This window comes from [Clostridium] polysaccharolyticum (assembly GCF_900111595.1).
Taxonomy (GTDB): Bacteria; Bacillota; Clostridia; order Lachnospirales; family Lachnospiraceae; genus Clostridium_AI; species Clostridium_AI polysaccharolyticum.
On record NZ_FOHN01000028.1, the window covers coordinates 25,637 to 37,964 of the forward strand.

Genomic DNA, 12,328 nt, shown 5'->3' on the forward strand with positions numbered 1-12,328 from the left:
AAATATTTTGTCCAAAACACTAGCTCAATATTTAATAGAACGTTATGCAGAGGGGAATAACAAATCAGCCTGTGACTGGCGTGCAGGGTGCAACGATGGGGTGAAACATCCAGAGATCGATCAGTCAGTTATTAATGAAATTGGAAAACAAAGCCTTATAGAACAAGCTAAGGAACTAGAAAAGCAGAAGTTAATAAAACCTGACTGGAATTCATTTCATACGGATATAAAAAAGATAGATTTTCCTATGTCCAGTCTTGATAAACTATACAAAATTGTAAAATGTCCTAATCCTAGACAGATATTGAGAGAACAGATTCTTTTTATTACAGAGCTGAAAGAGAAGACGGAAAAATCCTGGCTTGTTCAATATTATACGGACATACTGGAAAAACTGCAAAAAGGCAAGTTCGTTCAAAATGCGGATGACAGATTATTTCTAAAGTGTCTCTATCACATAGCCCAATTAAAAGACTATACTTGGAAGCGTTTCTTTAGTGAAGACGTGTTTCATGACTCGAAACTTTTTGAAAAAAAATACGAAAAGCGTGTCCTTACGGTACTTAAAAAGAATCCGAATATCTTAGAAGGCATGCATGATTATGAGATTCTGGCTGAATATGGAATACTAACATATTCACAGACACTTGCATGGAAAGGAAATTTAGTATACAGTATTGAAGGAAACATAATAGACTCATCAAGCATGATTTATGGAAATATTATAAATGCCCAGACGCTGGTTCATTCTGTGCCAGTTTCCTTAAAGGGAGTAAAGAAGATTATAACCATAGAAAATCAAGCTAATTACGAAGATATGAATTACAATGCAGAGAATTTATATATTTTCATTCATGGATTTCCATCTCCTAAAGCAAGGAAGTTTTTGAAGCATCTGACTGCAATTGCAGATAAAGATACTCCGTACTATCATTGGGGAGATATGGATCTTGGAGGGATTCGTATTTTTCAATATTTGAAAAAAGAATTGTTCCAGAAGTTAGTTCCAATGAAAATGGATGTTAAAACGTATATAGAAGCTTTGCAGGCTGGATATGGGATACCATTTGATGAGGAAAAAAGAAAGAAGTATATAGAGCTAGATGCAGGAGAACTTACACAATTAAAAAGCTGTATCTTGCAGCACGGAATGGATATAGAACAGGAAGGTGTACGAGCTTAATGATTTTAAAGGATAAAATTCCAGAGCAGTTTTACAAGCTGTTCCGTACAAAGAACATGGATTATTATATGATATTCCTTGTGGCGTTGTACGACGAAAATAATGAAATGTACACGTCCCTCGGATTGACAATCGAAGAGGGAAAGCAGATTATATATGAAAATATGAACCGTTTCCGCATGGAATGGCAAGTTGATGCGGAAGATGCAGTGGATTCAGAAAAGGAAGGCTTTTCTTTTTCACCAGCCAGCATTATAAGCAGATTAATTGCCTGGGGATGGTTAAAGAGAGACTTCGAAGAAACATTAAATGAATATGTAATATCATTTCCTGAGTACAGCCAGCTTTACGTAGAGCTGTTCAAACAGCTGCAGGCTGATGACAGCGAGAGGGAAAAAGAAAGCATTTTGTCTGTATACAGTGCATTATTCACATATCATAGTGATCCCGAAAAGAATAATGATATATTAAGAAATGCACTAAAAACTTCAAAAGGACTTAGCCAGCTGTTATCCAACATGCAGGACGGGATGAGGGCTTATTTTGACGAGCTTTCAAGCAGGAAAGATTTTATTGGAATTCAGGAAGTACTTGTAAAAGAACTTAACAACAGTGATAGCAGAAAATACGCCATTTTAACTACAACGGATAGTTTTTACCGTTATAAAGAGGCGGTAAAAGAATTGATTGGATTTGTTTTAAGTGATAACGATTTAAAGAAAAATGAACTGATAAGAAACCGTACTATTTTTGAAAAAGAGACAAGAGAGTATGTTCGAAATGAAAAGAAATTAGAGTATTGCGATGAAGCAGGAATGCTAGTATATAAAATCGAACGTGAGTTTGATGTAATAGAAAGAAAATACAATAGACTGATTGAACAGAAAACAGTATTTGCAAAAAGGGCACTTGCCAGAATTCATTATATTATGCAGGAGGGAAGTGAAAGCGAAGATAATACCTTAAGGCTTATTGCACTTCTTGATAAGAGCAGGAAGAAAAATGAGATATTGGAGAAACTTGCGGAGCGTATGAAGCTTACCATGCAGTATGAAAATGTGACAGCAGATAGTTTGTTCCAGAGAAAAGAAAGAGAACAGGAAGAATTTGAGCCTGTAAAGGCTGTAGTAACAGAAGCTTCGGATATGCTGGATTTTGTGCCAAAGCCGCTATATACTAAGAGGGAACTGGATGAGTTCAGAGAAAGAAATACAAAAGATGGAAGGTTTGTGGCAGACAATCATACGGTTGCTTCGATAGAAGATTTAGAAAAGTTAATGTTTATCTGGAACCAGACGGTTAATGATGAAAAGGAAAGAAAGATTACGGTTGATAGGGATATTAGTGGAAAAAATGGATTTAAATTTTCCAGACTTGTAATCGAAGAGTAGAAAGGCTGAAATATAATGTTTGAATACATGGAAAATCTGGCTCTATCAGAGGCAGAGAACATCAAAAAGACAATACAGGATTTGTTTCGCCAGACCTGTATCCTGCAAGTAAAGTATGATCCGGTTACACTGGTACAAAGGGATAATCCAAGATATCAGGTGTGTGTAAGACATCGAGAATTCATATCCGATTACGTTTCTGTCCTAGGATGCGAATTGTTACACGAACCACAAGAAAATATTTTCCGGATAAGTGGAGACGGAGTTTTGACGGAGCGGTTCAATCTGCTTACCACTAAGCTGGTTCTTCTCTTGAAAATCATTTACCGTGATAAAATTATGGGGGATGGACTTAATGCAACGGTAACTACTTTGGCGGAAATCAGAAGATATGGAACAGAAACCAGCTTGATTACTAAGAAGCTGACAGCTGGAGAGTTAAGTGAGTCTCTTAGTATGTTAAAACGCCATCAGATGATAGAACTTCCATCTGCCATTGGCAATCTGGAGGATGATTCACCAATTTATATGTATAGTACGATTCATATTTTATGCCCAACGGCAGATATTAATGCAATCGTGAAAGAGTACGCAAAAGAAATGGATGAAATACAGTTAGAATACGATGGACAGAAGGAGGAAAAGGATGAAGAAGATATTTACCAGGATGTGTCTGAATAACTGGGGTGGAATCTCTCATAAGGTGTTAGAATTCAATGAGTATGTAAACTTGTTCAGTGGAATGAGTGGTTCGGGAAAATCCACAGTTATGGATGCCATACAGGTAATCCTGTACGGAAGCCTATCCTCTAACTTTTTAAATAAAGCAGCTGACGACGCTAAGAATAAGCGAAGTGTCATGAGTTACCTAAGAGGAGCGCAAAAGGACGGAAGTGCCAATCGGGATAATCAGGATTTCCATACCATTATTGCCTTGGAAATCAAAGATACTGCAACCCAGAACATTACTTGCGTGGGAGCATTTTTTGAAGTGCGAAAAGGGGATACGGAACTTCACAAGTACTCTTATTTCAGTCATTCAGGAGCTATGCCAGAGGACGGATATTTAAATGGAGCGGGTGCTGCATATTCCAAAAGAGAATTAGGAAATCTCATTGAAAGCCGGAAATCCTCCAAAGATAACAGAGGAAGAGGCGATGTGAATCGTTTTTATGCATCCAATGAGGCCTACATCAGCAACTTAAATGATGTAATTTTAGGATATATTGATGGCAGCAGGTTTCGTACTATGCAGAAAAGCTCAATTGCTTTAAAAATGAGTAATGGAACAGGTCAGTTTATTAGGGATTACATGTTCCCTAAGTCTGAAGGAACGATTATTGAAAAATTAAGCGAACAGCTAGGTGCTTACCGTGATATCAAAGAGAAGATTGACGATGTGAAAATGCGGATTGATATGCTTTCTAGCATTAAGGAACACGGTATGAGCTTTATTCATGCCCAGACAGAATTGCAGCTTACCAAAACGAAACTCCGAATTATCGACATTTTAGATGCGAAAAACAAGATTGAGGCCTGGGATGCAGAAATGTCAGGCTATGAAGCAGATCTGGTTAGCTTAAAAGAAACCAAGAAGGCTTTGGAAGCAGAGGGGGAAGAGATTGTAAGCCAGCTGATAAAAGTCCGTGCAGATATACAGGCTAGTGATTTAGGAAGTAAGAAGCAGCATTTAAAAGACTTACAGGAAAAGGCGGACTTGCTTGCAGATAACAGCAGCTTGTGGCGTCACATTTCCCAGAGATTAAGACAATGGGGAGAAGATGAAGTTGCTAGAGATTTTATTAGCAATTCGCTGTTAGAACAAATAGAAGCATTTGAGAGACAGAAAGTAACGGTTGAAAGATGTGAGCAGTTAAAGGCGTCTATTCAAAGCGAGAAAGAAGATATCGACCAGCTCCGTACGGATTACAATGAACAGAAGAAAGAAGCGGCACGAAAACTTGATGAGAAGAAGCAGCTTGTAGATGATATCAAAAATAACCGTAAATCCTATAGTGAAACCATTCGTCAGGCAAAAACAAGTCTGGAACAGAAGCTTTTGAATTTATATGGAAAGAAAATAAAGGTTCATGTATTTGCAGATTTATTTGATATTACAGATCCAGAATGGAAAAATGCCATTGAAGGAAGATTAGGAAGCCTGAAGCTGTGTCTGATTACGGAACCGGAATATGCCCATAATGCGGCAGCAGTCTTCCGATCTTTAAAGCGCTTTGAAGATGTGCATCTGATTAATTCCGCTGCTATTATAAAGGAAGACAATCCCGTATTTGATAATTCTTTGTATGAAGCAGTTTCTGCAAAAGACAGTTATGTTGATGAATGTCTGAAGCATTACATCGGACGCATTGTAAAATGCCGTTCGGTAGAGGAATTAGAAAAGGTAAGAGAAGGCGTAACGCCAGACTGCTATTCTTATAGTAATTTCATTTTCAGGCATTTGAAGAAAAGGGATTATACTACAGGCACCTGCATTGGAAGCAGAGTGTCAAAGGAAAAGCTTGCTTCTTATGAGTTAGAGATTGAACAATTGGAAGAAAAACACAAAGAACTGCTTAGGATTACAGGAGGGCTTAGAAGCATTATGGAGTATGAAAGCCTTAGCCAGTATGAATCCTGGCATTTAGTAAAGTTAGCAGAGTCCAAAGAGGAACTAGCCAGTGTAATGGAGAAGAAGGCAGAACTGGAACAGGAAATCAAGAAACTGTCAGAGGGCGAGTTTAAAGAGCTGGAAGAGAAGAGAAAACAGTTAGAAAAGGTGCAGAAAGAGCTAAGCGAAAAGAGGGACAGCAATGATGAAGCGTTACTGAAAAAGACAGGACTTTACGAGACTGTCAGAACAAAAGTAAAGGATAAAAAGGAACAGCTTGCTATTCTTAGCCAGGGTTATATATCCAATCAGCAGTTAGAGGAAGAAGTAGAACAGAAGCTTGCCAGAATAACACCAGTTACGCTTCGCAATAAGCTGCTAAGCCAGAAAAATCAATTAGAAGCGTCGGAAGAAGAACTTGCAGGCATGCTTAGCAGTTCCCGAAATGAATATATCCGAAAATATCCTTCTTGCGGTTTTACTGGTGCTGAGAAATCCAATGAAGTGTATCTTGACAAATTAGCAGAATACCAGAAGAACTATGAGCCTAAGTATCAGGAGGAATTTGATAAACAGGTGACCCTTGTATATAACACACTCCGCCAGAATATTATTGCAAAAATTCATGGTGATATTAAGGCGGCACAACGGCATAAAAATGAAATAAACCGTATGTTAAGGGATACTTCTTTTGCAGACAGTACCTATCAGATTAAGATTGAGGCAGCAAAGAATGAAGACGGGCAGTTCTATGAAATGCTTATGGCTCCTGAACTGGACAGCAAGAATCCGGAATTTGATGAATATGATGGACAGATTAGCCTGGGAGATGATTTGTTCTTCCAGAAATATGAGCAGAAGCTTAAGCTTTTAACGGATAAGTTTATGCCACCAAGGGCAGACGATGACAGATCATTAAAGCAGAGCCGTCAGGAAATGGAGAAATACGCAGACTATAGAACTTATCTGCAATTTAACATGTATGAACAGGTTACGGATGAAAATGGTGTTATCATCAGGGAAAATTATGTAGATGATATGGCAGGCCGTGATTCTGGCGGGGAAGGACAGAATCCAAAATATGTTGCGTTAATGGCTGGATTTGCAATGCTTTATATGAATCAGAGCAACCGGGATTCTAAAATTAAGCTTGTGTTGCTGGACGAAGCATTTTCAAAAATGGATCAGAAACGAAGCGAAGTCTGCTTAAAATATGCAAGAAAGCTGGATTTACAGCTTATTGTATGTGTTCCAGATGAACGTTTGCAATCGCTTATTCGAAATGTGGACTGTGTTTATGGGTTCCGGCGAAATCAGAATCAGATTTCTATGATGCATATTGATAAGGGGAAATACCTTAGTATGCTGGAAGGATAATGCAGGGAAGGACTGTATGTGAAATGGGAGGATTTGGGAATGAAACAGGGATTTAACTTAGAACAGTATTTATCCAATGGTGTTGAAAAAATCGTAAAAAATGCTATCAAGGCTACATTAAAAGACCCAAGGGAAAGTGTTTTTCTTGCAAAGTATGCAGTGAGCAGTAAAGAAGCTGCCAAGAAGAGAAGGTTGGCAAAGGAGAATGGTGAGAATATCCCACCGTTTTTAATTGCCAGTATTACAAGTAATTGTAATCTTTACTGTGCAGGGTGTTATTCCAGGGCGAACCATGCCTGCTCGGATAAAGCACCAGTAAAGCAGCTGACAGATGAGGAATGGAATCACATTTTTCTAGAAGCCAGTCAACTTGGGGTAAGTTTTATTCTATTAGCAGGTGGGGAACCTCTGCTTCGAAAAGACGTTATAAAGAAAGCAGCCAAGGTTCCAGATGTTATGTTTCCTATCTTTACCAATGGAACAATGATAGATGAAGAGCATTATGAGCTTTTTGATAAGTACCGCAACCTGGTGCCTGTTTTTAGCGTGGAAGGGTATCAGGAAAAGACAGATAAGCGGCGTGGCGAAGGTGTCTATAAGCGTGTATCGGAATCTATGGAAAAGATGAAGAAGGAATATTTGACGTTTGGGGCTTCTGTTACTGTAACAACGGAAAATATAGAGGAAGTAATGTCGGACGGGTTTGTTGAGGCATTGAGTAATAAAGGTGCAAAGGCTGTCTTTTATGTGGAGTATGTACCAGTAACAGAAAAAACCCTAGGGCTTGCACCAGGAGATAAAGAGAGGGAATTGCTCAAGGAAAAATTAACTGGTATTCGTGGGAAGTATCCAGAGATGATTTTTATTGCATTCCCAGGGGATGAAAAGACTTCGGGAGGATGCCTTGCAGCAGGAAGAGGCTTTTTCCATATTAATTCAAAGGGAGGGGCAGAACCTTGTCCGTTTTCTCCATACTCGGATATTAATGTGAGGGATACTTCTTTAAAGGAAGCAATGAAGTCGAAACTTTTCCTTGCACTGCAGGATGAAAATGTTTTAATGGAAGAACATGCAGGAGGGTGTGTGCTGTTTCAGAAGAAGGAGCAAGTGGAAGCTTTGGTTAGAAGATAGATAAGAGTAATTTAGGAGGGGAAGGAAAAAACAAAAGATGGCAGTTGCTTTAGAATGTGGAAATATGATAAAATAGGAAAGCAGATTGCCAAAGTGGAATGTAAATAGATATATTGCTTATATTTGGTAGAGAGGAACCATATTGGAAAAAAAGGACTGTAAATAAAAATAGTTCTTTTTTTTAAAATAATTGACATGTTAGAAAAAACGTATTATAATTACTGACAGTATTTTAATTAATAAAATACAAGCAATTTATCTTGGGTTACTTAAAACACATAATAAAATAGGTAGAGTTTGCTTGAATAATGAGCAGACTATACTAGTATTTACAGACAATACGCATAAAAATTCTAGAAAGGAGCAGTCATGAGATTTCGATTAGATTTTACATTAGAAAAAAATGAATTGCCTCTTAACTACCGGAAAGCCTTTATGAGCTTTATCAAAACTTCATTGTCAAAATGCAATGAAGGAGAATATTTTGAACGGTATTATAAAGATACGATCCAAAAGGATTTTACATATGCAATTCTTTTGCCAAATCCACATTTTACGAAAGATTCCATTCTATTAGAAAAAAATTCTTTTAAAGTGATTATGTCTGCGGATGATAGCCGTAAGACAGGAATTCTTTTATTCCAAGCTTTTGTAAAACAGAAATATAAGAAAAATGTACTGGCAGGTGACAATGCAATGCGGCTTATAAACCTGTCACTGGTGTCACAAAAACTGATTACCGATTCTAAAGTATATATGCGTTCAGTTACAGGTGCTCCCCTTTGCATAAGAGAGCATAATAGGGAAAATAATCGTGATGTTTACGTTTCCATAGCAGATAAAGGGTTTGAAACCAGATTAAATGAGGTGCTTCGCCGTCAGTTAAAAGAAGCAGGAATGGCAGAGGCAAAGGTCGACCAGCTTAACATAAAAGTGCTGGATGGTAAGAAAGTAGTAATTAAACATTATAGCTATATGGACTGTACGGCCTGTGTTATGGAAGTGAAAGGAGATCCGTTTCTGTTACAGTATATTTATGATAATGGCATTCTAAGCAGACGGGCAGAAGGCTTTGGAATGCTGGAACTGATTGAATAGGAGGTGGCTTGCTTGAACGAAGAATTTGACAGTTCTCTGGAAGCATTGGACTGGAGGTATTCCGCAGCAATTGTGGGATTGTACAAATATCTGGAATATTTTGAACTTCCTTGTAACAAGGATAGCATTTTTAATAAAGAAGAATGGGATATCCTGCGGTATCGGAAAGAAGATATTACAGAGGAACGGTATCTGACGTATGCAGAGGAAATTTACGGGGAAGATTTTCAGCATCGAAAAGCAGAAAAAATGCTGAAACGGGATGAATGGAATGACGAGGAGATAAAAGAAATCAATACGTTGCTTACTGGCAATGTAGTGCTGAAAAAAATATTTGGAAAGCAGAAATTTGACGGGAAGAATGCGGAAGAAATTTTACAGATAATAAATACAAACCGTCAGGAAATTATTCGGGAGACCTTTCGGAACAAAACCAATATGTACCGGAATTATGCGAATACCAACCTGCTTTTTAGCGAACCGCAGGAGGTCTGCCGGTTAAATGGTTATTATGTGGACTGGGGGAAAAAAGGAAAATCTGCTTCCTATTACAAAGATAATAAAACTTTTTTCCTTGGAAAGGATATATCCGAGTTTGATTTCATACCATTCGCCTTTACGGAATATATGGACGGGTATTTTATCAATTACAGTTCGTCATTGCTAGAACTGCTGAATGAAAATGACAGGATGAAAGAAGCATTAAAAAAGAAAAAGGAGGACGCAGAAAAAACAGGTAAACGGTTTTCTGTTCAACAGGTACTTTTTGAAGAACTGGTTTTCTCAGCAGATTTTTTGAATTATGATGTGGAACTTATCTGTAAACACCGGGATCATGATTTTTTTGAAACCGTATTTTTAAGGAAAAAGAGTATATGGATCTTTAAGAGTCTGAATAAAATGAAGAATCACAGTGTATTCTACAAAAGTTTTAAAATTACAGAGGACTATTATATTAAAGTGTTAGATGAAGTAATGGATTCCATTATCAACCTGAAAAAACTGGACTGGCTGATTGAATTTGTGCTGAAAAGGGAGCAAGACGAAGGAATCAGTTATTATTTTCTGTTAAAGGCTTTAATTGACGTTAATTCCAAAATATATAAATACGTAGATGGAGGGGAGAAAATGAAACGGGAAGAAATAGAAAAATGTGCAAGAAGGATTGCTGCTAAAATAGAGGAAAATAAATTGGCAGCATATCGGACAAAATTGACAAGTTCACTTGTGTTTAAAGATTATGATCGGGTATGCCAGATTTTACTGCAGTTATCCAATTATGCAGATGTATCGTTAGATTGTCTGCTTAGTACATTGGAAAATTGTGAAGAATATAAAAATAATGTGTACTTATTTATTGCATGTTTAAGAAAACAAGGAGGAGAGGAATAATGAAAGCAGTTACGATAACCGTTATCGCCAAGATGACATCCAATTACTCAGAGGGGTTAGGAAATATAGGTGCTGTACAGAAAGTTTATAAAAAAGGACAAGTATATGCCATGAGAAGCCGGGAAAGTCTGAAAAATGCCATTATGGTACAGTCTGGAATGTATGATGATTTACAGACTAGCGTAGATGGGGCAACTCAGAAAATGGTTTCGGATGAGATAAATGCATCTAATAATCGTGCTTTAGAAGGCGGCTATATGAACACACAAGGAAAATCAACTTATATCAGAAAAAGTTCTTTCTATTTGACAGATGCCATTGCCTGTAATTCCTTTGTCAATGAAACCCGATTCCATAATAATCTTTATCTGGCAACGAACTATGCCAATGCCAATGGAATCAATCTTCAGGATAAGGCAAAAGAAAGTGGTCTTATGCCTTATCAGTATGAATACGATAAATCAGAGAAAATTTACAGTCTCACAATAGACTTAGATATGATAGGAAAAGACGAAAACTTTGAAACGGAAGAAGCGAGCAGTCAGGAAAAAGCCGATCGTGTCAACAGCATTTTACAGGCAGTACAAAATCTGTCTTTAGTAGTACGTGGAAACCTTGACAATGCAGAACCTATATTTGTAATCGGTGGATTAAGTGACCGGAAAACCCATTATTTTGAAAATGTAGTTTCGGTAAAAGGCAGCAGATTCCACATTACACCTGACTTAAAGAGCAAATTGGCAGAAGGATTTTCCTGCGGTCTGTTACAGGGAGATAATTTTAACAACGAAGAAGAAATGGTGAAAGAACTGAATCCGCTTTCTGTTAAGGAGTTCTTTGGAAATCTGAAACAGGAAGTATGTAAGTATTATGGAGTATAGAAAGTCGGTGAAAATATGCGGGCATTAAGAATCGTGCTGGAACAGGCCAGTGCAAATTACAGGAAAGAGGAAACCATGCTTAATAAAATGACGTATCCTCTGCCACCAGTATCTACTGTAATTGGAGCCTTGCATGCAGCATGTGGTTACACAGAATATCATGAGATGGATATTAGCATTCAGGGAAAATATGGTGTTATGACAAGAGAACCTTATACCGATTACTGTTTTCTGAATTCCACTATGGATGACCGAGGCATTTTAGTGAAAATGAAAAATGCGGCGTTATTATCTACCGCATATGACAAGGTTGCATCTGCCAAGAAATCAATGGGAAACAGCTTTCGTAATGAAATTACGATTCAGGTACATAACCGGCAGTTATTAGGTGAATATCAGGCATTGAAAGAGGTAAGCGATCAGATAAAGGAATTTAAGTCAGGAAAAATGGCGGCTGTGCTTGCAATGGTGAAAACTAGAAAGGCAACTTTAGCAAAGAAGAAGAAACGGCTTGTCAAGGGAAGTGAAAAATACCAGCGTATAGAGGCAAGGGAAAAAGAAATCAAGGCAAGGGAAAAGAAGCTGAAAGATGGAGTAAAATCTTATGAACAGGAGCACTATACAAAGCCAATTAGCCAGTTCCGATCCCTTACCACTAGTTTGAAATTTTATGAAGTGTTACATGAAATAAAACTTGTTTTACATATTCGGGCAGAAGAGCAGACGTTACAGGATATTTATGAGCATATTTATGAGTTGAAGGCAATTGGAAGAAGCGAAGACTTTGTAAATGTGAAAGAGGTTTCGTTTGTGGAACTGTCCCAAGAGACAGATTATTTTGAAAATCCGTATGCAGCGTATATCGCTTTGAAACATATCAGGGAGGAAAAGGTATATACAAAGGCAGATGACAGCAGGGTGATAACTGGAACAAAGTATTATTTGAATAAGAATTATGATACAGAAAAAGCAAAGACTGGCGTAAGAGAGTTCTGTAAAGTTCCAGTTATCTATACATCAGAACATTCCATTTATGAAACAGCAGAGGATTTGTTTGTAGATGAGCTAGAAGGACAAAAACTGATTGTAAATTTTTTATAGTCATTGAAAAAGTTCTGTCGACCTTAGATCGTGTAAAAATGGCGGGAGGTCGACAATGCTTTGTGAAATAAGGGGTTCAAGAGTGTTTTATTGAAAATGGAAAAAAGAAAATGTATATTTTCCTGAATGAGAAAATGAGGTCGACAGAAAACAGGGGGGAAAG

9 protein-coding genes are annotated in these 12,328 nt (G+C 37.6%); all 9 read left to right on the plus strand.

Going from position 1 to position 12,328, the window contains the following annotated elements; genetic code table 11:
- Positions 1 to 7 precede the first annotated feature (7 nt).
- Complete coding sequence (locus BMY85_RS13205) at positions 8 to 1,183, plus strand: Wadjet anti-phage system protein JetD domain-containing protein (RefSeq protein WP_092478740.1); 1,176 nt, start codon at positions 8 to 10, stop codon at positions 1,181 to 1,183.
- The gene (locus BMY85_RS13210; RefSeq protein WP_092478741.1) at positions 1,183 to 2,574 is read left to right on the plus strand and encodes a Wadjet anti-phage system protein JetA family protein; all 1,392 of its coding nucleotides are present in this window, start codon (positions 1,183 to 1,185) and stop codon (positions 2,572 to 2,574) included. Before BMY85_RS13205 ends, BMY85_RS13210 begins: the two co-directional genes overlap by 1 nt.
- Positions 2,575 to 2,589: 15 nt before the next feature.
- Positions 2,590 to 3,255: a DUF4194 domain-containing protein gene (locus BMY85_RS13215; protein ID WP_092478742.1), complete on the plus strand. Its 666-nt coding sequence runs from the start codon at positions 2,590 to 2,592 to the stop codon at positions 3,253 to 3,255.
- Positions 3,221 to 6,562, plus strand: a complete 3,342-nt coding sequence (locus BMY85_RS13220) for an SbcC/MukB-like Walker B domain-containing protein (protein WP_242939742.1) — start codon at positions 3,221 to 3,223, stop codon at positions 6,560 to 6,562. The genes BMY85_RS13215 and BMY85_RS13220 overlap by 35 nt, the downstream gene beginning before the upstream one ends.
- A 39-nt stretch (positions 6,563 to 6,601) precedes the next feature.
- Positions 6,602 to 7,693 carry a radical SAM protein gene (locus BMY85_RS13225; RefSeq protein ID WP_092478743.1) on the plus strand — a complete coding sequence of 364 codons (1,092 nt, stop codon included), beginning with the start codon at positions 6,602 to 6,604 and terminating at the stop codon, positions 7,691 to 7,693.
- A 369-nt stretch (positions 7,694 to 8,062) separates the two neighbouring features.
- Entirely contained in the window at positions 8,063 to 8,791 is a 729-nt protein-coding gene (cas6, locus tag BMY85_RS13230) for a CRISPR-associated endoribonuclease Cas6 (protein WP_092478744.1), read from the plus strand.
- Between the two features lie 12 nt (positions 8,792 to 8,803).
- Positions 8,804 to 10,183, plus strand: coding sequence for a type I CRISPR-associated protein Cas8a1/Csx8 (cas8a1, locus tag BMY85_RS13235; protein WP_177180795.1), 1,380 nt, complete (start codon positions 8,804 to 8,806; stop codon positions 10,181 to 10,183).
- Positions 10,183 to 11,064 (plus strand): type I-B CRISPR-associated protein Cas7/Cst2/DevR, encoded by an 882-nt coding sequence (cas7i, locus tag BMY85_RS13240; RefSeq protein ID WP_092478746.1) that lies wholly within the window; start codon positions 10,183 to 10,185, stop codon positions 11,062 to 11,064. The genes cas8a1 and cas7i overlap by 1 nt, the downstream gene beginning before the upstream one ends.
- A gap of 15 nt (positions 11,065 to 11,079) precedes the next feature.
- Complete coding sequence (gene cas5, locus BMY85_RS13245; protein WP_092478747.1) at positions 11,080 to 12,165, plus strand: CRISPR-associated protein Cas5; 1,086 nt, start codon at positions 11,080 to 11,082, stop codon at positions 12,163 to 12,165.
- Positions 12,166 to 12,328 lie beyond the last annotated feature (163 nt).

Excerpts from the sequence above, each read along its gene's own strand:
- BMY85_RS13210 (WP_092478741.1), top strand. The coding sequence starts at position 1,183 with ATGATTTTAAAGGATAAAATTCCAGAGCAGTTTTACAAGCTGTTCCGT.
- BMY85_RS13215 (WP_092478742.1), top strand. The coding sequence starts at position 2,590 with ATGTTTGAATACATGGAAAATCTGGCTCTATCAGAGGCAGAGAACATC.
- BMY85_RS13220 (WP_242939742.1), top strand. The coding sequence starts at position 3,221 with ATGAAGAAGATATTTACCAGGATGTGTCTGAATAACTGGGGTGGAATC.
- BMY85_RS13225 (WP_092478743.1), top strand. The coding sequence starts at position 6,602 with ATGAAACAGGGATTTAACTTAGAACAGTATTTATCCAATGGTGTTGAA.
- cas6 (WP_092478744.1), top strand. The coding sequence starts at position 8,063 with ATGAGATTTCGATTAGATTTTACATTAGAAAAAAATGAATTGCCTCTT.
- cas7i (WP_092478746.1), top strand. The coding sequence starts at position 10,183 with ATGAAAGCAGTTACGATAACCGTTATCGCCAAGATGACATCCAATTAC.
- cas5 (WP_092478747.1), top strand. The coding sequence starts at position 11,080 with ATGCGGGCATTAAGAATCGTGCTGGAACAGGCCAGTGCAAATTACAGG.